Annotated in this window: 28 protein-coding genes; 15 read left to right on the forward strand and 13 right to left on the reverse strand. The window is 43.5% G+C overall.

Going from position 1 to position 25,256, the window contains the following annotated elements; all coding sequences use genetic code 11:
* Positions 1-54: 54 nt before the first annotated feature.
* From KIV41_RS05715 to btuD, 3 genes are all read left to right on the forward strand, one after another.
* A complete protein-coding gene (locus tag KIV41_RS05715; protein ID WP_005439838.1) occupies positions 55-1,083 on the forward strand; it encodes a succinylglutamate desuccinylase in 1,029 nt (342 codons plus the stop codon).
* A gap of 102 nt (positions 1,084-1,185) precedes the next feature.
* Positions 1,186-2,181 carry a vitamin B12 ABC transporter permease BtuC gene (btuC, locus tag KIV41_RS05720; protein ID WP_285335883.1) on the forward strand — a complete coding sequence of 332 codons (996 nt, stop codon included), beginning with the start codon at positions 1,186-1,188 and terminating at the stop codon, positions 2,179-2,181.
* Entirely contained in the window at positions 2,168-2,935 is a 768-nt protein-coding gene (gene btuD / locus KIV41_RS05725) for a vitamin B12 ABC transporter ATP-binding protein BtuD (RefSeq protein ID WP_285335884.1), read from the forward strand. The genes btuC and btuD overlap by 14 nt, the downstream gene beginning before the upstream one ends.
* Positions 2,936-2,989: 54 nt before the next feature.
* Here the strand turns inward: btuD and KIV41_RS05730 are convergent, their stop codons facing one another.
* From KIV41_RS05730 to KIV41_RS05745, 4 genes are all read right to left on the reverse strand, one after another.
* The gene (locus KIV41_RS05730; RefSeq protein ID WP_045368885.1) at positions 2,990-3,313 is read right to left on the reverse strand and encodes a hypothetical protein; all 324 of its coding nucleotides are present in this window, start codon (positions 3,311-3,313) and stop codon (positions 2,990-2,992) included.
* A gap of 234 nt (positions 3,314-3,547) precedes the next feature.
* The gene (locus tag KIV41_RS05735; RefSeq protein WP_285335885.1) at positions 3,548-4,123 is read right to left on the reverse strand and encodes a nucleoside triphosphate pyrophosphohydrolase family protein; all 576 of its coding nucleotides are present in this window, start codon (positions 4,121-4,123) and stop codon (positions 3,548-3,550) included.
* A gap of 108 nt (positions 4,124-4,231) precedes the next feature.
* On the reverse strand, positions 4,232-4,813 hold the full coding sequence (locus KIV41_RS05740) for a DUF1415 domain-containing protein (RefSeq protein ID WP_009697385.1): 582 nt from the start codon (positions 4,811-4,813) through the stop codon (positions 4,232-4,234).
* Positions 4,814-4,895: 82 nt separating this feature from the next.
* Entirely contained in the window at positions 4,896-6,107 is a 1,212-nt protein-coding gene (locus KIV41_RS05745) for an MFS transporter (RefSeq protein ID WP_285335886.1), read from the reverse strand.
* 112 nt (positions 6,108-6,219) lie between these two features.
* On the opposite strand from KIV41_RS05745, the gene KIV41_RS05750 reads away from it, so the two are divergent.
* A complete protein-coding gene (locus KIV41_RS05750; RefSeq protein WP_285335887.1) occupies positions 6,220-7,089 on the forward strand; it encodes a LysR family transcriptional regulator in 870 nt (289 codons plus the stop codon).
* A gap of 152 nt (positions 7,090-7,241) precedes the next feature.
* On the opposite strand, the gene KIV41_RS05755 is transcribed toward KIV41_RS05750, so the two are convergent.
* From KIV41_RS05755 to KIV41_RS05765, 3 genes are all read right to left on the reverse strand, one after another.
* The gene (locus tag KIV41_RS05755) at positions 7,242-8,246 is read right to left on the reverse strand and encodes a DUF2955 domain-containing protein (RefSeq protein WP_285335888.1); all 1,005 of its coding nucleotides are present in this window, start codon (positions 8,244-8,246) and stop codon (positions 7,242-7,244) included.
* On the reverse strand, positions 8,236-9,342 hold the full coding sequence (locus tag KIV41_RS05760) for an HlyD family secretion protein (RefSeq protein ID WP_285335889.1): 1,107 nt from the start codon (positions 9,340-9,342) through the stop codon (positions 8,236-8,238). The genes KIV41_RS05755 and KIV41_RS05760 overlap by 11 nt, the downstream gene beginning before the upstream one ends.
* 229 nt (positions 9,343-9,571) lie before the next feature.
* Positions 9,572-9,802, reverse strand: a complete 231-nt coding sequence (locus KIV41_RS05765; protein ID WP_010448734.1) for a glutaredoxin family protein — start codon at positions 9,800-9,802, stop codon at positions 9,572-9,574.
* Between the two features lie 303 nt (positions 9,803-10,105).
* On the opposite strand from KIV41_RS05765, the gene KIV41_RS05770 reads away from it, so the two are divergent.
* From KIV41_RS05770 to rlmF, 7 genes are all read left to right on the forward strand, one after another.
* Complete coding sequence (locus KIV41_RS05770; RefSeq protein WP_285335900.1) at positions 10,106-11,596, forward strand: hypothetical protein; 1,491 nt, start codon at positions 10,106-10,108, stop codon at positions 11,594-11,596.
* A gap of 4 nt (positions 11,597-11,600) precedes the next feature.
* Complete coding sequence (locus KIV41_RS05775) at positions 11,601-12,740, forward strand: polysaccharide pyruvyl transferase family protein (RefSeq protein ID WP_252040709.1); 1,140 nt, start codon at positions 11,601-11,603, stop codon at positions 12,738-12,740.
* A gap of 9 nt (positions 12,741-12,749) precedes the next feature.
* On the forward strand, positions 12,750-13,466 hold the full coding sequence (locus KIV41_RS05780; RefSeq protein ID WP_010448737.1) for an IspD/TarI family cytidylyltransferase: 717 nt from the start codon (positions 12,750-12,752) through the stop codon (positions 13,464-13,466).
* Positions 13,467-13,470: 4 nt separating this feature from the next.
* Complete coding sequence (locus KIV41_RS05785; RefSeq protein WP_045393453.1) at positions 13,471-14,505, forward strand: NAD-dependent epimerase/dehydratase family protein; 1,035 nt, start codon at positions 13,471-13,473, stop codon at positions 14,503-14,505.
* Between the two features lie 6 nt (positions 14,506-14,511).
* Complete coding sequence (locus tag KIV41_RS05790; RefSeq protein WP_285335890.1) at positions 14,512-15,321, forward strand: phosphorylcholine transferase LicD; 810 nt, start codon at positions 14,512-14,514, stop codon at positions 15,319-15,321.
* A gap of 126 nt (positions 15,322-15,447) precedes the next feature.
* Complete coding sequence (locus tag KIV41_RS05795) at positions 15,448-15,963, forward strand: M48 family metallopeptidase (protein WP_045393459.1); 516 nt, start codon at positions 15,448-15,450, stop codon at positions 15,961-15,963.
* Positions 15,950-17,077 (forward strand): 23S rRNA (adenine(1618)-N(6))-methyltransferase RlmF, encoded by a 1,128-nt coding sequence (rlmF, locus tag KIV41_RS05800; protein ID WP_138954879.1) that lies wholly within the window; start codon positions 15,950-15,952, stop codon positions 17,075-17,077. The genes KIV41_RS05795 and rlmF overlap by 14 nt, the downstream gene beginning before the upstream one ends.
* A gap of 53 nt (positions 17,078-17,130) precedes the next feature.
* On the opposite strand, the gene KIV41_RS05805 is transcribed toward rlmF, so the two are convergent.
* Both KIV41_RS05805 and KIV41_RS05810 read right to left on the reverse strand, forming a co-directional pair.
* A complete protein-coding gene (locus KIV41_RS05805) occupies positions 17,131-17,538 on the reverse strand; it encodes a hypothetical protein (protein WP_285335891.1) in 408 nt (135 codons plus the stop codon).
* Positions 17,522-19,102 (reverse strand): S41 family peptidase, encoded by a 1,581-nt coding sequence (locus KIV41_RS05810; protein ID WP_010448749.1) that lies wholly within the window; start codon positions 19,100-19,102, stop codon positions 17,522-17,524. The genes KIV41_RS05805 and KIV41_RS05810 overlap by 17 nt, the downstream gene beginning before the upstream one ends.
* A gap of 338 nt (positions 19,103-19,440) precedes the next feature.
* On the opposite strand from KIV41_RS05810, the gene KIV41_RS05815 reads away from it, so the two are divergent.
* Positions 19,441-19,674 carry a hypothetical protein gene (locus KIV41_RS05815; RefSeq protein ID WP_010448751.1) on the forward strand — a complete coding sequence of 78 codons (234 nt, stop codon included), beginning with the start codon at positions 19,441-19,443 and terminating at the stop codon, positions 19,672-19,674.
* On the opposite strand, the gene pilW is transcribed toward KIV41_RS05815, so the two are convergent.
* Both pilW and metA read right to left on the reverse strand, forming a co-directional pair.
* Positions 19,666-20,382: a type IV pilus biogenesis/stability protein PilW gene (gene pilW, locus KIV41_RS05820; protein WP_285335892.1), complete on the reverse strand. Its 717-nt coding sequence runs from the start codon at positions 20,380-20,382 to the stop codon at positions 19,666-19,668. The genes KIV41_RS05815 and pilW overlap by 9 nt on opposite strands.
* A gap of 419 nt (positions 20,383-20,801) precedes the next feature.
* On the reverse strand, positions 20,802-21,743 hold the full coding sequence (gene metA, locus KIV41_RS05825) for a homoserine O-succinyltransferase (RefSeq protein WP_010448755.1): 942 nt from the start codon (positions 21,741-21,743) through the stop codon (positions 20,802-20,804).
* Positions 21,744-22,085: 342 nt separating this feature from the next.
* Between metA and KIV41_RS05830 the strand changes: the two genes are divergently transcribed.
* Together KIV41_RS05830 and KIV41_RS05835 are read left to right on the forward strand one after the other, a co-directional pair.
* The gene (locus KIV41_RS05830; RefSeq protein ID WP_045393470.1) at positions 22,086-22,748 is read left to right on the forward strand and encodes a hypothetical protein; all 663 of its coding nucleotides are present in this window, start codon (positions 22,086-22,088) and stop codon (positions 22,746-22,748) included.
* 412 nt (positions 22,749-23,160) lie between these two features.
* Positions 23,161-23,514, forward strand: a complete 354-nt coding sequence (locus tag KIV41_RS05835; RefSeq protein WP_045393473.1) for a multidrug efflux SMR transporter — start codon at positions 23,161-23,163, stop codon at positions 23,512-23,514.
* 52 nt (positions 23,515-23,566) lie between these two features.
* On the opposite strand, the gene KIV41_RS05840 is transcribed toward KIV41_RS05835, so the two are convergent.
* The gene (locus KIV41_RS05840) at positions 23,567-24,355 is read right to left on the reverse strand and encodes a response regulator transcription factor (RefSeq protein ID WP_285335893.1); all 789 of its coding nucleotides are present in this window, start codon (positions 24,353-24,355) and stop codon (positions 23,567-23,569) included.
* Positions 24,356-24,585: 230 nt separating this feature from the next.
* Here KIV41_RS05840 and KIV41_RS05845 point away from each other — a divergent pair, with 230 nt between their 5' ends.
* A complete protein-coding gene (locus KIV41_RS05845) occupies positions 24,586-24,723 on the forward strand; it encodes a hypothetical protein (RefSeq protein ID WP_167381312.1) in 138 nt (45 codons plus the stop codon).
* Between the two features lie 46 nt (positions 24,724-24,769).
* On the opposite strand, the gene KIV41_RS05850 is transcribed toward KIV41_RS05845, so the two are convergent.
* The gene (locus KIV41_RS05850; RefSeq protein WP_045393479.1) at positions 24,770-25,237 is read right to left on the reverse strand and encodes an N-acetyltransferase; all 468 of its coding nucleotides are present in this window, start codon (positions 25,235-25,237) and stop codon (positions 24,770-24,772) included.
* Positions 25,238-25,256 lie beyond the last annotated feature (19 nt).

Here is a 25,256-nt window from a genome sequence, read left to right on the forward strand (position 1 = left end):
AAAATCCTTTGTACAATTTATTAACATACCCGCCGTGCTATTAAGGAGTAACGCATGACGAAGTCTCTCTTTCGCCAATCGTTTTTAACTGACACGTTAGATGTTCATATTGATGTCGCGCCAGCGGAGCAGGTGCTGTCTAATGGTGTAAAACTTAAACTCTATCAGCGTGGTGTGCTAGAAGTGATTCCTGACGAATACACTCAGGAAACAAAGAACGTCATCATCTCTTGTGGTGTCCACGGGGATGAAACCGCACCGATGGAGCTGGTGGATTCAATTATCAAAGACATCGAATCTGGCTTCCAGAAAGTCGAGGCTCGATGCTTATTCATTATCGCTCACCCAGAATCGACTCTGGCGCACACGCGATTTTTAGAAGAAAACCTTAACCGACTGTTTGATGAGAAAGAGCACGAGCCGACCAAAGAGCTTGCGATTGCTGATACCCTCAAATTGTTAGTCAGAGATTTCTATCAAGATACGGCAGCGGAAACACGCTGGCACTTAGATTTGCACTGTGCGATCCGTGATTCAAAGCACTACACCTTTGCGGTGAGTCCGAAAACGCGTCATCCTGTTCGCAGCAAAGCTTTGATTGATTTTCTCGACAGTGCACATATTGAAGCGGTTTTACTGTCTAACTCGCCAACCAGCACATTCAGCTGGTTCAGTGCAGAGAACTACGGCGCTCAAGCTTTGACGATGGAACTGGGTCGTGTGGCTCGCATTGGTGAAAACGACTTAGATAAACTGACCGCGTTCGATTTGTCACTGCGTAACCTAATTGCAGAGGCGAAAGCGGAGCACTTGTCTAAGCCATGTATCAAGTACCGTGTTAGTCGTACGATTGTGCGCTTGCACGAAGATTTCGATTTCATGTTTGATGACAACGTCGAGAACTTCACCTCATTCGTTCACGGCGAAGTGTTTGGTCACGATGGTGACAAACCATTGATGGCGAAGAACGATAACGAAGCCGTTGTTTTCCCAAACCGCCACGTCGCGATCGGTCAACGCGCAGCATTAATGGTGTGTGAAGTGAAAACGCGCTACGAAGATGGCGAGTTAGTCTACGATTAATGCCATATCGCTTTAATTTCGGCGAATAAAGCGTAAGAACACATTTGCAATTTACCGAGGCTTAACTGTAAGGTTAAGCCTCGTTTGTATTTATCGGCTACTATGGATTTTCAACAACTTATCCTGAACAAGGAACGACGCTGGCAACGAAATCTTTTGATCATGTCAGTGATTCTCGTGCTGCTCTCTGCTATCCACTTGATGGTCGGAGAGGTATTCCTTTCTCCTTTTCAGTCTCTCTCTGCATTTGAACAAAAACTCTTGTTGGATCTACGTCTGCCACGTTTGGTTTCTGCCGCCATTATCGGGGCTGCATTGGCGGTCTCTGGTGCTACCTTACAAGTTCTGCTTGGCAACGTATTAGCCGAACCCGGCGTTCTCGGGATCTCTGGTGGCGCGAGCTTGGCAATGGTGCTAGCCATGTTTGCCTTGCCGGTTTTGCCTTCTCCAATGATTTTTATGTTGGCTGCCATTGCCGGTTCGATGTTGTTTACCGTCATATTGGTTGGCATTGCGCGTGCGATGCATCTCACTACCGCAAGGTTACTGCTCGTCGGTGTAGCTCTGGGGATTTTGTCGAGTGCGATTGTGACGTGGGCATTCTATTTTAGCGATGACTTGAGCCTGCGTCAGTTAATGTACTGGCTAATGGGCAGCATTGGTGGGGCAAGTTGGTATCAGCATACCGTTACTTTGGTCATGCTACCTGTGCTGATTTGGCTCTGCTGCAAGGGCAAACCGCTTGATAAGTTGATGCTCGGGGAAATCCATGCCACTCAACTTGGTATTGATGTTCATCAGATGCGCTGGAAACTCATTTTGGCAATTTCCATTCTCGTTGGCGGTTCCGTTGCATTGGGTGGGATCATTAGCTTTGTGGGCCTAGTTGTACCGCATCTGCTTCGATTGGCGTTTGGTACAGAAAATCGTTACCTGTTGCCTCTATCTGCAATATCTGGCGCAGCCTTATTGGTGTTTGCTGATATCGGCGCGCGTTTGTTGCTCAATTCCGCTGAGCTGCCGCTGGGAGTGATGACCACTTCTATCGGCGCACCTATCTTCATTTGGATGCTGGTGAAAAGTCATGATGCACGTTAAGCACATCGCAGTGGGAAGTCGACTGCTACCGTTCTCCTTTGAATGTAAGCCGGGTGAGGTTGTCCATGTCGTGGGTCCAAACGGCTCCGGGAAAAGCACATTACTTGGTGCGATATCGGGCACCTTAACTCAGCGTGAAGGCGTGAGTGGGGAAGTGCTAGTCGACAATAAAGACTTGTTAGCAATGCCACTTTCAGAACAAGCGCATATCCGTGGGTATTTGTGTCAGCAATCGAGACCTGCATTCAATGTCGATGTCTTTCAATACTTAGCACTTTCATTGCCTACGGGTGCCAATATCGGCGATGAGAAAGTACGAGATGCAGTCAATATCGTTATTGAGCTGGTGCAACTGCAAGACAAGCTTCATCGAAGCATTCAGACATTATCCGGTGGTGAATGGCAGCGTGTCCGTTTAGCTGGGGTCTGTTTGCAAGTGTGGCGCACAATTAACCCTTACTCTCAGCTATTGATTTTGGACGAACCCGCAGCGCCACTGGATATTGCCCAAGAAGGACTGCTATATCAGCTCATTAATGCCGTTGCAGCCCAAGGTATTGGGGTGTTGGTCGCAAACCACGATTTAAACCGAACGCTTAAGCATGCTGATAAGGTACTGCTGCTCAATAACGGCGTATTGCATTCTTCCGGTAACGCCGATGAAGTGCTATCAGAAGAAGGATTAGCTGAGGTGTTCCAAACTCAAGTTAAGAAGGTCTTGGTAGAAGAAAGACCGTATCTGATTTTTGATTAGTACCCTAAAGGAATACAGTGCATCCAGATGCCAAGCTGTTTACTTGTTGGGAGACTAAAACAGAGGCATCTGATGTGAATGGGATTTCTTGATATCTAATGGGTTATCGACACTCTGAAAGTACTCCACCCAAACTTTATTACTTCTCGGAAACTCTCGTCGGAGGGCTTTCTTGACGTGTTTACGCGTACTGACCAAATCTCCCGTCATCGTTAGATTGTGATAACCCGTTTCAACAACTTGGAACTCGCAATCAGCTAGGCAACAAATCAGAAAGCCGCGGTCTCTTTTGTAAGTCTTAAACTCTACCGCTTCTTTAGGCTGCAATTCTTTGAGCTGTTTTTCGACTAACGGCAAAACCTGAGATATATGAATCATTGGTAATCCACGATATGGTAATTAAGGCTAGGTTATCAGAGAGGTAGACCTCAGAAATATCAATAAATACTGAACAGGTGTTTAGTGGGGTTAAAGGCATGGATTTAGCTCCATTGACCAGAGATTCAATGAGGTTCAACGTTTGAGTAATTAGGCTTTGAGCGGAATAAAAAAGCGCCCACAATATCGAGTATTGTGGGCGCTGAATTTTATCTGTTATACCTAATCGACGACTTACTGTGTAAGTGGCTTAAGGTCTGCAGGGCGGTAGTAAACCGACTTTAGAACCTTGCCTTTACGTACCGTTTTGCCTTCAGATACAAAATCTTCTGCACATTTCGCAATGATGTATTCGCCTTTTTGAACCGCCATCAGCTTGATGCCTTGTTCAGCGTAGTACGCTTCTGTTTCTGCGTATTCTTGTTCGTTGCGACACACTTTGCTCATGTTGCTTGAGTGCACTTCGTCCCAGCAAGGGATAAAGTCGATACCACGGTTCACCGCTACGTTAAGCAGTAGATCGATCAGGTAGCTGATCGCTAGGTTATCTTCAACTTTGCTGTCACCAAGGTGTACTAGACGACCCATTAGAACGTAAACGCTGTCAATGATTGCGTCTGCTTGCTCTGTTTTGCAATCCGCTTCCGCTAGTTCAGTAAGCTCTTCGATCGCCAGAGAAGTGTGTAGCGTGTCTGCTTGTGCATCTAGGCTTGCAACATCCGCCACTGGTAGGTCGAAAGTGCTACGGAACTCGGTGATGTCACGGTATAGGTGATCAAAAATCTCTTGGGTTAGCTTTGACAGTTGCATTCTAATGTCCATTGAATCGATTGAAGTCGCAATCATATCAAACCGAACTTTAATCCCCAAGCGATCCCATTCTAACTGGTCAGAATTCTGTCTCTTGGGGAGTGAGTTTTAGCGGAATAGGTAAGGGAAGAGCTTCTTACGTTCTTCCTCTGAAAGCGCTGAGACACGTGCGATATTGGTATCTGGAATGGACTCGGGATCAGGGTAGTGCTTAAGTACCTTTTCCATGCTCTCTTCACGGATCAAATGAAACACTGGGTAAGGAGAGCGATTCGTCAGGTTTTCATCATCTTCTGGTTCTGCACCGCCAAAACAGTAATCAGGATGGAAGGTAGCAACTTGGAAAATACCTTCCCAATCTTGCTGTTTGATCAAGCCTTCAACCCAATCAATGAAGAAGTTGTAATCCCAGAAATCTTGCAGCATGTTGGGAACCACAACTAAGGTTGTCTCCAGTTTTTCTGGCTCGGTATTACTGAGTTCGATCAGTTGCAGCAAAATGTCTTCAAGTAGAGCTTCTTCTTGCGAGGCTTCACTAACGAAGATTTTGATTTGTTTATTGCGCTGTGGCTTAGCGGCGAACGGGCAGAGATTTAACCCGATCACGACATCATTGAGCCATTGATCGACTTGCTCTGTGATCGCATTGATATCGGTGTTTGGTGATTCTTGTGTTGAGCGCGTTGGCATACGACTTTCTTGCTTTTATGAATGTGGCGCAAGCATAGCAGACCAACGCCACAACATAAAATCAATAGGGCTTAACGCCTTGCTAAGCAGTTATGTCTGCGTTATCTCCCGCGTCAATTCGCTCTGTGATATGTTTTAAGAATGCGATAGCAGCGAACATCGCGATGTACAGTGTGCTACCGCCAATTAGTACACTCGACCAACCGCCGTTTTGCCAGCAATAGAGCAATAGGAATCCACCTAAACTGCCGCCAATGTAGTAATGCACGAGATACAATGCGGTCGCCGTCGCTTTTGCTTGTGTCGCGTTTTGTCCAACCCAGCCGTAAGCAAGTGTGTGAGTGAAGAACGCGCCGAAGCTGATCAATAACAAACCTACCAACATTGCAGGTATGCTTTCAATTACTGCGATCCACATGCCAGCCATACTGACGATAGAGCCTAAAAACATGCCAAGTATCGGTGAAAAGCGTTTACTCCAATGTCCGGCACAACGGGAAGAAAACGTACCACCCAGGTAGCAAACAAATATGAGAGAAGCTAACCCGACAGGCACATTATGTGGCGCACTGACCAAGCGGAATCCCATTACCGAATAAAGATTAACGAACAAGGCAAAGTTCAAACCACCAATCAGCATAGCGAACCACACACGTTGATTTTTGAAGTGTCCGATAATAGCTCGATTGTGATGCCTTAAACTGCTCGAAGAAGGGGTGAAGTTTTTCTGTTTTGGCAGCAAGTAATGCACGCTGACCACACCGATAAGGGTGAATAGCATCATGACTTCGATGGCGACGTCGATGCTGAAGTTGTCTGCCAACAAACCTCCGCTGATACGCCCTGCGATCCCTCCCAATGAATTGGCTGCGATATAAGTACCGATCGCCATTGAAAATGCGTATTTATCTAGCTCTTCCGCCATATAAGCAACGGCAACAGCTGCAAACGCGGCAAGCGCAACACCGATCAAAGCGCGACAAACCACTAAGAACAAAAACGAATCGCCAAGCAGCATTAATGCGGAGATAGCAGGGATCGAAAACAGACCAAACATCATTACAGGTTTGCGCCCAATCGATTCAGAGAGCACAGCCATTGGGACCAAGCTAAAGGAGAGAGCCAGTGTGGTGGCGGCGAATAGCCAGTTGACTTGAGTTTCTGAGATCTGAAAGTGCGCCGCAAAGCTTGGCAGCATCGGCTGAAGGAGATATAGGTTCGAGAAAACCAAAAACGAGCCGAGTGCCAGAGATAGCGTAATGCGTTTGTATTCCGGAGTGCCGAAACTGACCATGAGTCCTGCCTAATGCGAGCGAGCAAATATAAAGAAACTGTGATCAATCTATCAGTTAGTTGTGGATTGAAAAAATATATTAAAAATATGGTTGGTATATATTTTTGATCTAATGGAATCGAAACAACTCAAACACTTTTTGGCGGTCGCGGAACACGGCAACATTACTCATGCAGCTATGGCTTTGCACATTGCTCAGCCAGCGTTAAGCATTTCAATTAAGAAGTTCGAACAGTCTCTTGGTGTGACGCTGTTTCGCCGAGAAGAAAAGAAAATCAGCTTAACCAAAGAAGGGGAAACCTTGCTGGTTCACGCTAAGCGAGTGATTCAGCAGTTACACGATGCGCAGCTAGCGATTGATGAGCTCAAAGGTTTAGCCAAAGGGGAAGTGCGCCTTGGTACGCCTTCAATGATGGGCAGCTATTTTTTCCCTCGAATTGTCATGGCGTTTAAGAGCCAGTATCCAGATTTAAAGCTGACGCTGGTGGAGGCGGGCACTCAGTCTATCCGTCGAATGTTACTTAATGGTCAGCTCGATATTGGCGTGATCAGCTGTGACGATGTACCAGACGACTTAGAAACTGACCATCTGTTTACTAGCCAAATGGTCGCCGTCGTGGCTCCGGAACATGACTTAGCTCAGCGCAGTGCCATCACATTTGATCAGTTTTTCGAGCATGATTTGGTGATGTTTCAACATGGCTACTTCCACCGAGAATTCTTAGACCACGTCAGCGAAGAGCATGGCTTTACAATGAAGTCTTCATTCGAAACTAACTTGTTGCCGCTTATTCTGAGTATCGTCAAACAAGAATTTGCTATTACTGCGCTTCTTGAACTAGTGACACAGCATGAAAAGGGCGTGGTGGGTATCCCATTTGAACCGAGCGTTAAGCTCGACCTTGCACTCGCTTGGCGAAAGCAAGGCTATTTGTCCATCGCCGACCGAACTTTTATCGACTTTATTAAGCGGTATGTTTGATGGAAAACACTGACTTGCGTTGTTGTCACCCAGTGGGGAAAGAACGTGATCCAGAATCTACTATCTGAGTTTTTTGGTAAGCTTTTTACTGTTCTGCACTTTGATAATAGAGAACACATCTGACAAAGAACCACTGTAATAAGACTCTTTGGCTAGTGCGCTTTTAGCTTTCCACGAGATTCGAAAAAGTACGTCATGAATACCATGTAGGCAACGACGAACAGCAGCTGCAATATCCGTACGTAGAACTTATCATCTAGAGCTCCGTTACTCATGGAAGTTCCCATCAGCACCATAAAGCCTGTAAACGCAGTGGCGTATATGGGTGCTTTAGCTGGCTCAGTATAAATTTTGGTGGCAAGTAATGCGATGACCACCATTGTGACAAGCATATAAATATACAGATTTGGTACAAGTGAAATCGTCACAAAAGCGGCAAAGGCAAGAAGACCGCCGAGCATGTTACTAGCGACGAAAAACATCGATGTTTTACCTGCTTTGTCACTTGTCGCCATTAGAGATAGCAACATGACAAAGGCAACGGTCAGCAGTATTTGTGATAATTGAAAATAGAAGTATAAACACACCAAAGGGAATGACATCATCCATGCTCGGGTGGCAGCATTCCAGCGTGCTTCTTTACTCAATGGAGAAGGGGGGAAGCTCTCGAATGTATGTTCCTCCTGTTCGGGGAAATAGACGTGTGAGAGGCCGTAAAGAGCCACAGCAACAATGCCAGAAAAGGCGAAACCGACGCCCACATCTAACGCTGCTTGTTGGTCAATGATGGTTACTGACGGGATAAGAATCAGAGCTATCATCAAGAATGTTGCGAACATTACCCATTTGGGGTCAGTGAATAGATAATAGCCCCACAGCATGCCCAATGAGAACACGGTAAGGAAAGCGATTTTATATTCCGGTAATCCCGTTGAGACCAAAAACCCAATCACTGCGGTTGAAATCAGCGCATAGCCAAGTTGTTTTACATGCAGAACATGGAATTGCGGCTTATCGACTATGAACTTAGCCGTCAGCAGTGGAGTACAGAATGCCAATGGCCAGTTGAACCATAGGGCAATAAAAGCGGCACACCCCACAGTGACAATGTAGCGTAGGATGCGTCTTTCTTGCGTTTGAGTGATGTTAGCGCACATAAGAGAAAACACTCACTAGGTTAATCCACACCTTGCCAAGGAAGTTAAACAGTGTGTTGTTACCGGTATACACCACGACGTCAGCTTGGCCACCGATGCGCATTAGGTCGATGGCTTGTTCATCATCAAGTTTAATGGTCACCGGCATACGTTGTGTATCGCGTAGCCAACCATTCTGGTTCTTAACCGTTGCCAAGGTACCTGGTTGGTTGTTCGCCTCCCATGCAACACCTAAATCCACCGAAGATACCGTACCACTGAAAGTTCGACCTGGGGCGTAATCAAGTGCGATTTCAACTTTGTCACCAGCATGGATGTTACCTAAGCTGTTTTCACGAAAGAATGCCTCAAGCCACAATCCATCGTTTTCTACAAACGTCATTAGTGGCGTACCCGCGGATGCATATGCACCCTGTGACAAGTTGAAATTGGTGACAGCGCCATCAGAGGGAGCGCGCATCGTGGTACGAGATAAGTTCAGTTGCGCTTGTTGAAGTTCAAGTAAGGCGGATTGAATTTGCGCATTTTCTTCACCAGTAGCACCGACTTGAAGTTTGGCTTTCTCAAGGTTTGCTCTAGCATTTTCTACATCAGCGTTGGCTCGATCAATCGTTGCTCGAGTGGTGTCGGCATCTGACTTTGATACTACCCCTTTTTCCGCCATTGCCAGTATGCGCTGCCCCTGGCGTTTAGCATTTTCTTGCGCGACGAGAGCGGTCGTAAGTTGAGCTTGCGCTGACATGACTCCGGCCATTTGTGAGCCGACATTTTGTCCTGCTATCTTGAGCTCTGTTTCAGCCTGTTTGACCGCGATTTGGTAATCGAGGGTGTTGATCTTAAGTAGCACATCACCTTTCTTCACCTCTGAATTTGGCTTGATACTGATACTCTCGACTTGCCCTGAAACTTGGGGGATAAGTGAAACTACGTTGCCTTCCACACGCACATTGTCGGTTGTTGGAATGATCCGGTCAGAGATGATAGCCGTCCCAATCGATACAAGGGTTAATGCGAGCAGCGCATTTGTGGTGCGTTTTACCTTATTTACTTTCTTCGGTTCTTGGGCGGTTGGGTTTTCTTTTGCTGTATCTGACATATTCGAGCTCACAAATAATGGGACAGGCAATGGCTGAGTTCTTTATCGGCTTGAGATTTAGGCCGTTATCAAACTCAAAGCTGTTTAGTTGAGAGACAAAATACACTCTAGTAAATACTAGAAATTGCCATTATGCGACAACGAGAAATTTTGATGGAGAGAGCGGGGTTACAGAAAGAAAGGGGAGGTGGCAAAGAGCTTCTACTAGAAAAGCTCTTAAAAATCTGAATTAGTTGCTGTTGTACATCTTTTCAAAGTTCTTAGGATTCCAACCAATCATTACACGGTCACCAATCTTCAGAACGGGAACTGATCGCGCTCCTAGCGCGTCGAGCTCTTTACGTCCGCGTTGCATTTTGGCGTTGCACAAACGGTAATTAATGTTTTTTGAATCGAGATAACGCTGAGCATCTTTGCAGTGAGGGCATTTGTCTTTGATGTAAAGAACGACACGTTTCATTCAGTTTCTCTCCATTATCGTGGGAGCCGAAGTCTACTATAACCGTTTCTATCTCGCTAGTTGTTGTCTTAGTGAAGAAAAGAATGACGATTACCCCTAATCGCTCATTAATCTTTCATACCGTAATTCTACTGGCGGTGGGGAAAAAGTACCAAAGCAGCGCTTTGCTCACTCAAACAATAGAACTCATTTCGCGCATTATTTAGTATCCGTTTGCCATTTATTTCACTGATATGGCGAATTTCTGAACCTTTTGCGAAGGGTTCAATTAGTGCATGGATGATTATTTAAGGTTTGGGAAACATGTCAGGGAAGCGGGTCGCGAAAAATACGCTTTTTCAGATAATGAAAATGCTGATCACAACGATAGTTAACCTGTATATGGTTCGCATACTTCTGCAAGAGTTAGGTGTCGAAGGTTACGGTGTATTCAATCTAATCGCTGGTGTGTTGGCGTTGATGATGTTCCTAAATGGCGCGATGACCACTTCAAGTCAGCGCTACCTTTCCTATTATTGCACTAAGGTTTTGTCAGAGAGAAAAAGAGTATTTTCGACAACCAAGCATCTTCACTTATTTGTTGCCTTATTAATCGCTTCCGTTTTGTGGATAGCGCAAGACTTCGTATTCAATTCACTTATCAATGTACCAGCAGGGCTGCTTGTGTCTTCACACAGCTTGTACCAAGTGATGGTTATTGGAGTATTTGCCTCTGTTCTCACCGTACCATTTAACGCGCAAATCAACGCATATGAAGACCTGGGGGTTGATGCGTTTCTTAGCGTGGTTGAATCAGTTTTAAAACTAGCTTCCGCTTTTATTATTGGATTCGTTGACAACCCACTGACAGCGCTCGGGGTATTGTTTGTTTCTGTTTCATTTTTAATGCTTTTGGTTAAAGCCCTGTACTGTACAGCTCGTTATCGCGAGTGTGTTTTATGGAGCTCAACGCTCGACGTTGCGTTGCTGAAAGAAATGGTTGGATTTACTAGTTGGAACTCGTTTGGAGCGGTATGCGGCGTTGCCAGAGTTCAGGGGCTTGCTATTGTCCTTAATAATTTCTTTGGGGTAACTATTAATGCGGTGTATGCCATTGCGATGCAAGTTAATGGGAAGTTGAAAGAATTTAGTATCAACATAATGAAGGCGATCAACCCTAAAATCGTCAAGGCTGAAAGTAATGGCCAACGTTCAGAGATGCTCAACCTTTCAATGCAAGCAAGTCGGTTTAGTTTGTTGCTTTATTCAGTAATCGCTCTTCCTATCTACTTCGAAGCCAAGTTTATATTGTCACTATGGTTAGGAGAGTATCCGCAAGAAGCCGTGCCTTTTGTGAAGTTGTTTTTAATCTTGTCTTTGGTCAACCTGACGACAATTGGTCTTCAAACGGCGATTCAAGCTATTGGCGATGTTAAGGCGTACCAATCAACCATTGGTTCGGTATTACTGCTGACGATTCCTTTTGCTTATGCAGTATTGACATTAGGTTATCCCGCTTACTCGGTAATCGTTGTTTCTATCGTAATGGAAGTGGTTTCTTGCTTGATGAGATTTGGCTTTTTGCGGAAGAAAGCGGGGCTGTCCATCGAACGATATGTATTTTTTGTTTTGACTAAAGCACTACAAGTTATCACTCCCACTTGCGTAGTGCTATTCGTATTCACTAGTAGCTATGAGCCTAGCTATCTTCGCGTTATCTCATCCGGATTCATTTCATTTGGCATGATTGTAGGGCTGACATATTGGCTTGTGCTAAGCACAGAAGAAAAAAATTTAATTCGATTAAAGGTATAAGGATATGACTCCAAAGAAGTTGGTTATGGTTGGGTATACACATGATACCAACCTCGGTGACCAAGTAATTGCCGATAGTGCAGAGTATCTAATTAGGAAAAATGCCCTTGAAGAACAACTTGTTGTTGAACGATTTAACCTTAATTATTCCAATGAGTTTAATAGTGCAAAAAAAATTAAGAGAAAATCGATAAACAAAATCCTTAGTAAACTATCACCACGTTCTTCCTTTAATTACAAAATTGGCTGCTACAAACGTGATTATAAAAATAAGTTTGATGATGCAGCGGCCATTGTTTTCGCCGGTGGTGGCATGATCAAATATAAGTATCAAGATTGTTGGGCTCATATTTCAGCACTCGTTGATACTGTTCAAGCTAAGCCATGCCCGATATTTTTTAATGCGGTTGGTGTAGAAGGTTATGATCAAGCTGATTATAAGTGCCGTTTGCTAAAAGCGAGTTTAAATAACTCATCCGTCAAAATGATCACCACCCGAGATGACTTGAATGTATTGAATGACGGATACATTGAGACAGACCATATTGAAACGGCCCAAGTTGCTGATTCTGCGGTGTTTAGTTCGGAAGTTTATGGTGTAAAGAAAAACTCGACTGATCGAGTTGGCGTCGGCTTAGTTCGTTCAAAAATATTCAAAGACAATGGTCTTGATTTTAATAGGGAGCAAGTGATTGCTTTCTACGCGTCTTTGCTTTCTGAACTGGAGTTGAGAGGGCAAGAGTATCAACTATTTACCAATGGGTTAAAAAGCGATGTCGATATTCTCATTGACTTAGAAAATTATATGGGTAAGCCCCTTCACATTATCGAGCCTCAAACTCCTCAAGAACTGGTCGAACTGATCGCCACGTTTAAATGTACGGTTGCTGCTAGGTTACATGCATGCATTATTTCATACTCTCTCAAAGTGCCTGTGGCTGGGTTGGTATGGAATAACAAAGTCAAGATGTTTGGTGATTGTATTGGTTACCCAGATCGATTTTTTACCTACGAGCAATTTGATGCCAAGTCGATTGTCGACCGTTTGATGCAGTCTGTTGAGGAGGGTTACGAGCCTAAACGCTATGAACAATATAGACAGACTGTGAACGCTAGCATCAACAAAATGATATCTATGATTTAGGAGCGAATTATGAATGTTGCATTGATTTTTGCTGGTGGTGTGGGAACCCGTATGCAAAATAGTACCAAACCCAAGCAGTTTTTAGAGCTATATAATAAGCCGGTCATTGTTTACACATTGGAAAAATTTGAAGAGAACCCAAACATTGATGCCATTGTTGTTGTTTGCGTCGAACCATGGATTGACTATTTAAGGAAGCTACTTTTTAAATTTGATATTCAAAAAGTGAAATTTATTATTCCAGGCGGTGAAAGTGGCCAAGAATCCATATTTAACGGGTTGTGTAAAATAGAAGAAGAATTTGACCATAACTCCGTTGTATTAATACATGATGGAGTGAGACCTCTGATTAATGATGACATCATCAATCGTAATATTGAGGCGGTGAAAAGCCATGGCAGTGCCATCACGACGTGTCCACCAGTAGAAACATTTGTCTTGGTTGATAATGATGATGTTGTTCAGAATGTTCATGACCGCTCTTTATCACGCTTAGCAAAAGCGCCACAAAGTTTCTATTTAAAGGACATTCTTCAAGTACATAGGCAGGCGAGGGAAGAAGGTTATATTGACGCAATCGATTCTTGCTCACTGATGACCACATATGGACACGATGTACGCTTGGTATCCGGCATATCTGAAAATATTAAAATAACGTCTCCAATCGATTTCTTTATATTTAAAGCGATCATTGATACTCAAGAAAACTTACAGGTGTTTGGTTAATGTTATGATTGAACAGAAGCAAAGTATCTTAACTGATGATAACAAAGATATTTATACTGCATTATCTGACTGGGGCGTGCTTAGAGATAAAACGGTATTAATTACTGGGGCAACTGGCATGCTGGCAGCCTGTGTTGTCCGCTTTTTGGTTTACTTAAATAAAGTCGATAATTTAAATATCAATATCTTAATCTTGGCTCGAAATAAGCAGCGAGTGATGGACACCTTTGGTGAAACCGCAAATGAGTTTACTTGTTTCTATCAGGACGTTTGTGAGCCAATAGACTATCAAGGCCACATAGACTTTGTGATCCACGCGGCGAGTAGTGCAAGCCCATACCATATAAAAAACGATCCTGTGGGTATCATCAAAGCAAATGTTCAAGGCACTTCAAATCTATTGGAGCTTGTCAAAGACATGCACGTAAGCAACTTCTTGTTTCTTTCCACCCGTGAAGTCTATGGAGAGGTATTGGACGTTGAATACATAGAAGAGACGGATTTTGGTCACTTCGACCCTCTTGATGCGAGATCGTGCTACCCAGAAAGCAAGCGCCTTGCGGAGACAATGCTCCAGAGTTATGCCGTCCAGTATGGATTAACGTTTAATTCGGTTCGCATTGCTCATTCTTATGGGCCTGGCATGTTTCTCAATGATGGCAGAGTAATGTCAGATTTGCTTGGGGATGTGGTTAACGATAAGCCTATTGTATTAAAAAGTGATGGCAGTGCGCTGCGTTCATTTTGCTATGTCACCGATGCCGTTTCTGCTCTGTTACTAGTTATGCTTAAGGGAGAAAAGAACACGGCTTACAACATTGCTAATGAGAACGACGAGGTATCGATTCTTGAGCTTTCAAAATTGCTAACCAAGCTTAGTGGAGATAAACACTCTGTAGTCCATGAGATCGCCACTGACAGCGCGTATTGCCAATACAAGAGAACGAAGCTATCTACCAACAAGCTAGAAGCATTGCAATGGCGGCCACATGTTGCGTTAAACGATGGCTTGCAGAAGACGATTTCATACTATAGGTAAATCAATTTGAAACAACTAACTTTCGAGCAACTTCGAAGTGTCCAGATGTCGATACTTGATAAGGTGCATGATTTTTGCCAACAGCATCAACTTGATTACTCGTTGGCGGGGGGCTCACTTCTTGGAGCAATTCGACATAAAGGTTACATACCTTGGGACGATGATATAGACATCATGATGCCTCGGGATGACTACGAATATTTGCTCGACAATTTTACACGCGAGAATCCAGACTTTACCTTTTTTAACCTAAATTCGGAGTCAAACCCTTATCCTTTTTTGTTCAGTAAGTTATCGCTTAATGGCTCAGAGATCTCTAATGGTCGAATTAAAGGTGTCGGGATAAACATAGATATTTTCCCAATCGACAGTCTGGGCCAAAATGAAGCACAAGCGAAACTCAGGTTCTCGCTTATGAAGGTATTTAATCTCTTTCCTAGGGTACAGCGTTCAAGAAAGAAACGATCTAACCCACTCGCTGAGAGGGTGTTTCGCTTGTCTCAGAAATTAGTTCGGGTAATTCCAACACATTGGTTTTTGCGTGCTATTGAGAGTTTGTGCTCACACCGATTGGTGAGGCAATCTGGTTTCGCAGTCAGTATCGGAAGTAGCTATTTGTCTAAGGAGTTGTGTGAAGCCTCTCTGTATCATGAATACACGGCCGTTGAGTTTGAAGATCGGCATTACCAAAGCATTGTGCGCTACGATGATTATTTATCGATGATCTATGGAGACTATATGCAAATGCCTAAAAAACAAGATCGTGAGAATCACGATAATGTCGGCTATATTCAAGAACACTTGCTACCGATGTAGTGATAAATAGCCTGGTGTTCATTTGTTTACGCATAGGTCACTGGGCTAGTCATTCTGATCTTCAAGGTGCATTACTGTTTGAGACAAGATAGAATTCTTTTCTTTTTTATAGCAGACCTAACACGCATGCATCCTTCACTTCGATACATTCAAGGTTACCCTCAGAACATCGTTGAGCAAGTTAGCTCACTAGTAGACAGTGGCAAGCTGGTACCTTGGTTCGAAAAACGCTACCCAGATAGACACCAAATCAAAAGTGAGAAGGCGCTTTATGAGTACGCAATAGCGATCAAGAACCGCTACATGAAGAAGGCGGCGCCAATCAGTAAAGTTGTGTATGACAAGAAAATTCACGTGGTGAACAACGCGCTTGGTTTGCACAGTGTGATTAGCCGCAACCATGGTGGCAAACTGAAATCGAAGAATGAAATACGTATTGCAAACGTGTTTAAAGATGCGCCAGAAGCACTATTACGTATGCTGGTGGTGCACGAGTTGGCTCACACTCGTGAGAAAAATCATGACAAAGCGTTTTATCAACTATGTTGCTATATGGAACCTGAGTATCACCAACTCGAACTTGATGCTCGTCTGTTTATGATGTACCTCGATTTAAAAGCGGATTCGAATGAAGAACAGTAATCACAACGCGAAACTAGCTCAGCCGAAAACGACGCCCCAGAAAACGGGCAAAGATGCAACTAAGGTTAAGTCAAAGCGAGTGAAAAACAAACCCGCAGCGAAAGTAAATGCTTCGGCAAAACAGAGTGATGTCGAGTTGATTAAAATCGCCAAGAGTGGTCTGCATGAGCGTAATGCTCATAACGGCCGCTACGATTTTAAAAAACTGGTGATAGCCGAACCTCAGCTTAAACCATTTGTAATCAAGAACCCGAAAGGGGAAGACTCAATTAACTTCTCCGAACCAAAAGCGGTCAAGATGCTAAATAAAGCATTGTTAGCGGCGTACTACGATATACAGTTTTGGGACATTCCTGATACTTACTTATGTCCGCCGATCCCAGGACGCGCTGACTATGTCCATCGTGTTGCAGAATTGCTCGATGGTGAAGTCAAAGGAAAATATCTGCACCAAAATGTGCGAGCGCTTGATGTCGGTGTTGGTGCAAACTGCATTTATCCAATTGTAGGTGTAACCCAATATGGTTGGCACTATACAGGTAGTGATGTTGATCCAAAGTCGATTGAATCAGCTCAAGAAATCGTCACTCGTAACGCATCATTAAACGGGAAGATTGAACTGGTGCAGCAAGGTGATGAGTCGAATATTTATCGTGGTATCATCCAGCCGAACGATCGTTATGATATTACTACCTGTAACCCTCCATTTCACCGCTCAGCAGAAGAAGCTGCAATGGGCAGCCAGCGTAAGCTTGATAACTTAAAAGCTAACCAACGTAAGAAGGGTTTGAAGGTCCAAGCCAATCAAGGAAAAGCGAATAAACCAGCGCTTAACTTTGGTGGGCAAAATGCCGAGCTTTGGTGTGAAGGTGGAGAAGCTGCATTCATTCGTAAAATGGCGAATGAAAGCCAAGCTTTCAGTGCACAGGTTCTTTGGTTTACTACCTTAATCTCAAAGAAAGACAACGTTCGACCGATGCGAAAACAATTAGAGAAGCTGGGTGTTAAAGCGATTAGAGTGGTTGAAATGAGTCAAGGGCAAAAGATCAGTCGTTTTATGGCTTGGTCTTATATGGATAAGCAGCAAAGAAAAGAGTGGATTGCATTGAAGTAGTTCAAACAATAAGAAAAGTTAAAAGCCCGCTGAGAATATCAGCGGGCTTTTCTTTATTGCGTTGTATACGGGATACAATCAATAGATTCTAAAGGAACGAATACATCCAGCTTCGCGTAGTACAAACCGCAGCTTTCGCCTCGGATTTGCAATGTGTATTGATCAGGCAAATCCGAGTAGCTACCGTCAAGTAGCAAGTTGTCTTTGCCTTTCACTCTCCCTTTCTCTATCAGTAAGTGAGGTGATGTTTCAAAGACATTTCCTGAAACTCTAGGGGCCGGTGTGTTTTGAATTTCTGCGATCGCACTCTGCACTTCGATAACGGCTTGAGATGTTGTATTTACACTTAGCGCTTCGATAGGAGAGTCAGCAACTGCTTGGCATCCGGTTACCGCTAGTGATGAACCTAGTACTAATGCAAGTGTAAGGCCTTTGCTTTGGAAGTTATTGGATATCAACATGAATCGCCTCTGTTTTCAAAGGAGAACGCAAGTCCATGATTGCTGGTGAAGACGAATCTAATGGCATTGAGTTGAAGCTTACTGGCGAAACTTGCGGGCATACACCAGTGTCCATGTAGTTTAACGCAGCCGCAAGCATGCCTTCCGACGTGTCACCAAGTGGTTTAGATAGATCATCCCCAACCAAGCAACCTTCCACCTTGTTATCTAAACCAAGCGTACTGTTTACCATGTTTTTAGAGGTTGGGATGAATCCATCCGCGAAATCCCCAAAGCCTTTCTCATTCGCTGATTTAAACTGGATCGTGTAGTAGTTTGTGCCACAATTTTGCTCAGGTGCGAACCCATATGGTTTACCCGTCGTGGTTGAACCGATTTGAATGACGTCTACATCTATCCCCCTCAGAGCGTTTATCAGTAACTCACTCGAAGAGGCTGTTCCGCCAGAGGTTAATACATAGACTTTAGTGGCTGACAGTGTTGGCAGAGGTTCATCAGAGTAACGACCTGCTGCCCAGTCAATAGCGACGTTGGTGAACTTGTAAGTGTTTGCACCTGCTTGTGTGTTCTTCATGACTTTATCATTGTGAATAAGCTCGCTAAATACGCGGTTTTGGCCTGCGCCACTGAGCATGTAACCCACTTGAGATGACTGTAGTACCAAGCCACCACCGTTGTAACGAAGGTCAACAACGACCTCATCAACTTGCGCTTCCGATAGTTTGTTAAACGCATTGATCAGTGGGGTCTGCGCACTAGGTTCAAATGAGTTGTACTGAAGGTAACCGACTTTTTTGCCATTATAGTTAATGACTTTCGCATTGCGGACTGGGGATGTTACAACATCTGTAGCAGTTAATGTGACGGTTTTAGTTTGTCCGCTGACACTCTCAAACGTAAAAGTATAGTCTTGGTTCAGGTTCGGATTGAATAAGGTCGCATTAATAAAGTCTATGTCGGACTGGCTACCAGTATTGACAACATCAATGGAATTAATCGCAATTAGTTTATCACCGCGAGCGATGCCATTTAGCGAAGCGGGTGAAGCATCCTCAGTGTAAGAGATTCTGACATCTCTTGGCTGAGTGCCTCGAATGAAGAACCAATTGAATCCAAACCCAGCAACAAGGCCAGACTGTGATGATTTCATGTCCTCTTCATAAGGTACCGTGAAATGGAAACGATCTTTCGGCTTGCCAGTTTGTGTCACTTCTGACGTTACTAAGGTGTTGAAATAATCAACCACTGTGCGGTAGTTACTTGGATTGTTATCTGGTACTTCGTCATACCAAAGATAAGTTTCATTGGTAAATGCGCGTAAGAACATTTTTTCTTGTAAAGATGACCCTGCTTGGTCTGGGTATGCTGTGTTTCCTGCATATGGGTCTAAACCTGTTCGCGGATTTTCACATTTATTCGCGAAGTCGCTAGAAGACTGACTAAAATCCCCTGCCTTCCAAGTGGAATTGTCAGTCGTATTGGTGTTAGAAGATGAATCACCACCTCCACAACCTTGAAGTAATGCAAGCGTAACTGCCGTTATTAATGAATACTTAAACTGCATGTAACTATTTCCTTATAAATGATGGCGTTATAATTATTTTTATATTGATTTGTCTTTACTAAGATTGGTGAATGTATAAATTTAATTAGTTTTCACGCAAATTTATATTTTAATTATGTGATATAGAATGAATAAAGTATCACGCAACGTATTGATATTTAGCCATTATGGGCCACTAATTATGTTCAAGTAATAGGCGTAAGCGGCATTCTCAATGAGTTTGCTCAAAAGACATGCCCTGGAGCAAGTTCAAAGCAGAGGTTTAGGGATATGATTGAGAGGTCAATGATCTAATCAGTCTATGACGAGTGTTACCAACACTGATAAGGGAGGGCGTTATGGAATTTGAATTTTTTGTCCCATGCCAACCAGATTGGTTATGTCAGCCATTTATGACCGTGTTCACGATACTGCTTGTCATCGGGCTCATTGCTTTCATACGTATTGTTTATTTAGAGTACCTAAGCATTCAAAAAAGAACCAGAGTGAGACGCTTGCGGAAATTGACCAAGCAGCAGCGTGAGCAACTACGCCGCCGCTACCCTAGAAAAAATACCAACAAGTTAAGATAAGTTATCTAGTTTCTGCTGATACTTCTCTTTCAGAGCGTCATTGCCAGCGGCTCGCTCTAGTTCCACCATGAGTTGTAATGAAGGCTTCTTTAACCCGTAGGTCTGATGAAAACGCATGAGTCGAATACGGGCGTCCGTGTACTCTCCATCGTCAATTTCCAATTTTGCCAGTTGTAGGATGGATTTTGGTCGATGAGGGTCATGATCGATGGCTCTTTCAAAGTAATACTTTGCTCGCTCTGGTTGTTGAGACTTAAGAGCACAGAAAGCGGCATTTTCGTAACTTGCGGGAATCAGATAGTAGTATGGCTGCTCGATCGCGCGAGTGAACATTTTATCGGCTTGTTCGTACTTCCCTTGTTTACACAGAAATGTTCCATAATTGTTCAATACGTTACCGTTCTTAGTATGCTGGCGAAGTGATCGTTTATACATGCTTTCCGCTTTATCGACTTCACCTACAGTTTCGTAATAGTGCGCCATAGAGAGCTGGGTTCGGTAATATTGAGGTGCGTGAGCAAGCGCTTGTTGCAAATTATCATGTGCACGAATCATATTTCCATTTTCGAGGTACCCTAAACCTAGCGCAATGCGCGACTCAGCCATGGCAATGGGATCTGCTTTCTGGGTGGGCTCTCCTTCATTGACGGTTACACAGCCGTTTAGCACCACTAGTGCACAAATTGAAAGTGAATTCTTTAAGCTCATCTACATCACCTAATTACCATTGAGTAAAGGCATGATATGAGTTCACGTGGAAATGACTAATATCGCCAAATTACAATGCGACAAGGTTTGCAAATAACGATGAAATAGCCAGACTTAGCCGGCTATTTAAGTAGGGTATGTTGCTCTTTCGAGCTGATTTTTGCAGTGAATTGTTGGGTGTTTATACAAGGTAGAGACTTTGATGTGTAGTTAGCCTACATGAGAAGTCGATAACGAAGTAGAAATGGCCAACAAACGCTGCCCAGAGGGTTCGGCTAGGCGCCCCCGACTAAAATCGTTTCATGCTTTGTTAAGAAGTATTTGCTTAGAATGACTAGGCTACGCACTTCTTGCCTCGCCTAAAACGATTTTACCTCGAACAAAATTTAACCGCGAAAGAGTAACAGCCCCTAGTACTCTCAATCATCTTTAGTAAATGCAGACTCGCTGAAATGGTCTAAATCGTATGGCGTTTGTTGGTATACGCAGTAGTTTAGCCAATTTGAAAACAACAGATGACCGTGGCTGCGCCAACTCGCACGTGGTGGGTTGTCCGGATTGTTATTAGGGTAATAATTTACGGGTATTGCTGGCTCCATGCCTTCTCCCAAATCGCGGATGTACTCATTGTGTAATGTATGTGAGTCATATTCGGGGTGGCCAGTTACAAACACATTGCGCTTATCTTTCGTGGCAGCAAGATAAACACCAGCCACATCTGATGTAGCGAGGATATCTAGATCGGTGTGATCATTAAGATACTCAGGAGAGAAATCGGCGTACCGAGAGTGAGGAGCAAGAAACGAGTCATCAAATCCTCGTAATATTGGATGGTATGGGTGATGAATGTCGTGATGATAAACCCCGGAAAGCTTCTCTTTACGAGTTTTCTTCGGCAAATCATAAAGCAGTTTTAATCCTGCTTGGGCAGCCCAGCATACAAATAGAGTTGATGTTACATGTTCCTTTGCCCAACTCATGATGGTCTTGAGATGATCCCAGTAAATAACATCTTCAAATTGCACTAGACCTAACGGCGCGCCTGTGATGATCAAACCATCGAAATTTCGGTTCTTAACCATTTCGAATTGACGATAAAAGGTATCTAAGTGCTCTGTCGGTGTATTTTTACTCGGCCTATCGTCAATACGTAATAGTTCGACATCTACTTGCAGCGGGCTATTTGAAAGTAATCGCAGGAACTGGGTTTCTGTTTCGATTTTTTTGGGCATTAAGTTCAGTATGAGAACTCGCAGAGGGCGGATTTCCTGACTAGCGGCACGTGTCTCATTCATCACAAAGATGTTCTCTGTTCTAAGAATATCTGACGCGGGTAATTGATCTGGAATTCGTATTGGCACAGCTTTCTCCCTAAGCTTCTAGACGTCTATACATCTAAAGCTAACTTAAATCAGGCCATATGTCGATACAGAATGTGAGATTGAAAGATTTTTATTGGCGTCGTCGAGTATGGCGCTTTCTAATATGCAATGTAGTTGTGCGATCGGTGGTTGCTTTTAGTTTAGTGAAAACCCTATAACTTAGTCGTACTCTCATAGACACGATGAAATTTGTTATGCTATTAATGGCGTATTTTGACTTTGGTCAAAAAAACAACACTTTGGTGCGTTGGTTGTTGATTCCCTGATTACTATTGATAGAGGACAACGCATTAGCTCATTATGGCTGAAAGGGGAATTAACGTGCGTTACATTGTGATTTGTTTACCTTTGCTACTGGTGGGGTGTGACTTCGGTAAAGATATTTCCGTTAAAGGTCGCACTTTGTATTTTTATGAGGAAATAACACCACAGTCGGTTCAGTTTGCTCAGACGTTAATAAAGCAATCGAAAGAGCAGATTTCAACGATAATGGTAGATAGCAAAGGAGGGGATCATCAAGCTGCGATGGAGCTAGGGCGCTGGATGCATACTAGCAATGTACACCTTATCATCAATGGTGACTGTCAAGCTGAGTGCGCAAACTATGTTCTCCCTGCTGCATCTTCAGTACTAATTACTGGTGCGGCATCAGTACTATGGGTTGATCATCTTGAGTATGCTTCTTTTAAGTTAACAAATGATAAAGAAGCAATTGAGCGTTGGAATCGCGCACTGCAGCTACTTAAAAACCGTGAGAAGACCTTTTATTCAATGATTTCGGTTAACCCAAAAATCAGTCAGTTTGGGTATCTGAATAATCAAGAAAAATGGCAAAGCCAAGGGTGCAACTCAGACATGAAGGGCTGGAGCTATGATATCGATAGCCTTAAGAAATTAGGAATAAAAGACATCACTTACGTTAACTTGAAACGAGCGCAATCGAACGACATCTGTATTCTTAATATAAACGAAAGTGAACTCTAGCCAATTTAAATCAATGAGTTCGGAAGGTGCCCCATGATTCCCTTGATTATTGCTAGTACGTAAAATTGCTTTTCTAAAACTAGGCTAGATAAGCGGTGAAGAATCTCTATAATGCCGCGCTTGAGTTAATCTTCTTGTGTGGTAATTATACTCAAGTGACTTCAAGATGCAGGGTTCAGAGCGTTGTCACTGATTCAAGTTCAAGGAAAGCAACGAAGTGGAATAGCTCGCTCTTTCCAAGTTGTTTGACGAAGAAATTGCTTCAGTGACACGCTCCCGAAGGGCGAGTTGCCTTGGTTCATATGCTTCGTTAACAATTTTCGATTTAGAACCACTAGATCTTTAAATTGTTGCCTCGCCTTCAAACCAAGTCATTCTCGCTGAACTAAGCATCTCGAGGTTACTTGAGTATATGTTCAAGCTTTTAGTTTCTTTACCGCCTTTGGTCGCGTTAAGTATTGCTATTGTCTGTGAAGTCATAGCAACATCCTATATCCCTAAAACCGAACAGTTCACGAAATGGTTGCCGAGTTCGATTGTACTGGTTGGCTATGCTATTGCTTTTTTCCTTTTGTCGGTAACGGTAAAAACAATGCCAGTTGGTGTTGTATACGCGATATGGAGTGGGGCGGGCATAGTATTGGTCGCTGGGGTTGGTTATGTTTTGTACGGCCAGAAACTCGATCTCGCTGCTCTAATAGGTATTGGCTTCATTATAACTGGCGTGTTGATCGTTAAGTTGGTGTCTAAAACAGCAGCACACTAGAGTGACAAAGGTAGGCAAGTGCCTACCTTGATTGCTCAACTTCTGTGTTGCATCAGTATTCAACCCCGTTTCTCAAGGCAAATTGCACGAGCTCCGCGTGTGAATCGAGTTCTAATAGGTCTAATAGCCGATACTTGTGTGACTCGATAGTTCTTGGGCTTAAATTCAGCTCTTTGGCACATTCCTTGGCTGACTTCCCTGTCGTTAGCAGTGCTAACACATCATACTGCCTCTGGCTTAGGCGTAGCATCTTTGTATTTTCATTATGTGTCGATACATCGGCCTTATATAAGGTTCGATGTAACTTAGAGTGCTGCCAAAACGAAAGCCACATATGTGAAAGGTAAGTATACTCGTTGAGTTCTTTCTCGCTTAACGCTGCTCTTTGGTTGTTGAAGAGCGTAAAAGACATGCCCCCCCAACGCTGTCCGAATTGAACCAATGGAATGGTATAGTGATGGCTACCGCCTTGCGCGGCGATCATTCTCAGCACTGTGGCGTCGCTTGACTCCATCTCTTTCGTTGAAAACAGTTGTGTCTTCGATGAGTTGCCAATCAAGCGAAGGTACTTTTCTCCATCTACTGGAGATACCTGCTCTGCGGTTAATATTTGATGAGGGGGACGAGCAACACTTATTGTTTTACCATGACTAAAAAACAACATTGAGTTGGGAAACATCGTTGTTCGATCAATGTTGAACCAATCCATCGCCTCAAGAATACATTGCTTAAGGGTTTCTTCACAATTTTGGGCTTGGGTGTTGGCAAGTAGCATGGTTTGCTTTGTTGCGAGTGCCTCAAAGCTATCAACGATTATCGATGTATGTATCTCGCTTTCCATAAAAATTAATTAGCCTCACTGATTTTTATAAATGCAGTATTTTTACTCTACATTCTAATCATATCATTTTGCAGAATGTGTGCGGTGTTATTTCGAAAACTATGGAATAACTAATTACACCCAAGGTTAGCATTCTGATTGCACCATAACCAAAACAATAACTTTGATTGTTTATGGTGTTTTAGCTGATAACTCTGGTGTCTGTGCGTAAACAACAAGATGTAAAATTTATGAAAATGATGAAACTTCGCTACCGAATCGGAATGAGTGACCAATGGACAGAAGTTGTAGTATCCATGTTTGTGGCTCAAAGTTTAGCGAAAGAGTATCTTGGTTACGGATGGCAGGCTGAAGTTCTTTCAGTATAAAAATGGATTAGGGCAGTTGAGTCTTTTGACACTGCCCTTTATAACATCAACTAAGCGGATGCCTCATAATGACGGCTTTCCCATCAGGTTCGTAAATCGTTTTTTGGGTGTTTTCAAAACCAGCCGATTCAAAAAGTGTAATCCCCCCTTTGTTTGAACAGGAAACGGTTGCACAAATAGAATTACTCTCCGCATCGATGGCGTAACCATAAACCATCAACTTTTGAAGCGTCGCTTTCCCAACGCCTTTCTGTTGAAACTGCTTGCCAATTACCATGTAGCTCAGCTTAAGTTCATGCCGTTTTGCAAACGGTGCATACTGAGCAAATGCCTTATCTATAACTAAGTAGCCTACCGCCAAGCTGTCTTGGAATATGGTATAAAACACTTCTGACTTACTTCGGTTTTGGTAAGTTTGCTCAAACGGTTTAAAAAATCCTTTTTGATCGTCATGCACTTCCAATTGCATCAAGCTCGCAAAATCTTTCAACTTTGCCGGTTTAATCGCGATCATATCTGTCTGGATCTATTCA

The organism is Vibrio sp. D401a (assembly GCF_030248515.1).
GTDB classification, from domain to species: domain Bacteria; phylum Pseudomonadota; class Gammaproteobacteria; order Enterobacterales; family Vibrionaceae; genus Vibrio; species Vibrio rotiferianus.

Coding starts and splice junctions, on each gene's coding strand:
- KIV41_RS05765 (WP_010448734.1), bottom strand. CDS start 9,802: ATGAAACGTGTCGTTCTTTACATCAAAGACAAATGCCCTCACTGCAAA.
- KIV41_RS05805 (WP_285335891.1), bottom strand. CDS start 17,538: ATGTTGATATCCAATAACTTCCAAAGCAAAGGCCTTACACTTGCATTA.
- KIV41_RS05760 (WP_285335889.1), bottom strand. CDS start 9,342: ATGTCAGATACAGCAAAAGAAAACCCAACCGCCCAAGAACCGAAGAAA.
- KIV41_RS05715 (WP_005439838.1), top strand. CDS start 55: ATGACGAAGTCTCTCTTTCGCCAATCGTTTTTAACTGACACGTTAGAT.
- KIV41_RS05775 (WP_252040709.1), top strand. CDS start 11,601: ATGACTCCAAAGAAGTTGGTTATGGTTGGGTATACACATGATACCAAC.
- btuD (WP_285335884.1), top strand. CDS start 2,168: ATGATGCACGTTAAGCACATCGCAGTGGGAAGTCGACTGCTACCGTTC.
- KIV41_RS05730 (WP_045368885.1), bottom strand. CDS start 3,313: ATGATTCATATATCTCAGGTTTTGCCGTTAGTCGAAAAACAGCTCAAA.
- KIV41_RS05750 (WP_285335887.1), top strand. CDS start 6,220: ATGGAATCGAAACAACTCAAACACTTTTTGGCGGTCGCGGAACACGGC.
- KIV41_RS05780 (WP_010448737.1), top strand. CDS start 12,750: ATGAATGTTGCATTGATTTTTGCTGGTGGTGTGGGAACCCGTATGCAA.
- KIV41_RS05795 (WP_045393459.1), top strand. CDS start 15,448: ATGCATCCTTCACTTCGATACATTCAAGGTTACCCTCAGAACATCGTT.
- KIV41_RS05835 (WP_045393473.1), top strand. CDS start 23,161: ATGTTCAAGCTTTTAGTTTCTTTACCGCCTTTGGTCGCGTTAAGTATT.
- KIV41_RS05735 (WP_285335885.1), bottom strand. CDS start 4,123: ATGCAACTGTCAAAGCTAACCCAAGAGATTTTTGATCACCTATACCGT.
- btuC (WP_285335883.1), top strand. CDS start 1,186: ATGGATTTTCAACAACTTATCCTGAACAAGGAACGACGCTGGCAACGA.
- pilW (WP_285335892.1), bottom strand. CDS start 20,382: ATGAGCTTAAAGAATTCACTTTCAATTTGTGCACTAGTGGTGCTAAAC.
- KIV41_RS05840 (WP_285335893.1), bottom strand. CDS start 24,355: ATGGAAAGCGAGATACATACATCGATAATCGTTGATAGCTTTGAGGCA.
- KIV41_RS05785 (WP_045393453.1), top strand. CDS start 13,471: ATGATTGAACAGAAGCAAAGTATCTTAACTGATGATAACAAAGATATT.
- KIV41_RS05850 (WP_045393479.1), bottom strand. CDS start 25,237: ATGATCGCGATTAAACCGGCAAAGTTGAAAGATTTTGCGAGCTTGATG.
- KIV41_RS05815 (WP_010448751.1), top strand. CDS start 19,441: ATGGAATTTGAATTTTTTGTCCCATGCCAACCAGATTGGTTATGTCAG.
- KIV41_RS05745 (WP_285335886.1), bottom strand. CDS start 6,107: ATGGTCAGTTTCGGCACTCCGGAATACAAACGCATTACGCTATCTCTG.
- KIV41_RS05810 (WP_010448749.1), bottom strand. CDS start 19,102: ATGCAGTTTAAGTATTCATTAATAACGGCAGTTACGCTTGCATTACTT.
- rlmF (WP_138954879.1), top strand. CDS start 15,950: ATGAAGAACAGTAATCACAACGCGAAACTAGCTCAGCCGAAAACGACG.
- KIV41_RS05845 (WP_167381312.1), top strand. CDS start 24,586: ATGAAAATGATGAAACTTCGCTACCGAATCGGAATGAGTGACCAATGG.
- KIV41_RS05740 (WP_009697385.1), bottom strand. CDS start 4,813: ATGCCAACGCGCTCAACACAAGAATCACCAAACACCGATATCAATGCG.
- KIV41_RS05770 (WP_285335900.1), top strand. CDS start 10,106: ATGTCAGGGAAGCGGGTCGCGAAAAATACGCTTTTTCAGATAATGAAA.
- KIV41_RS05755 (WP_285335888.1), bottom strand. CDS start 8,246: ATGTGCGCTAACATCACTCAAACGCAAGAAAGACGCATCCTACGCTAC.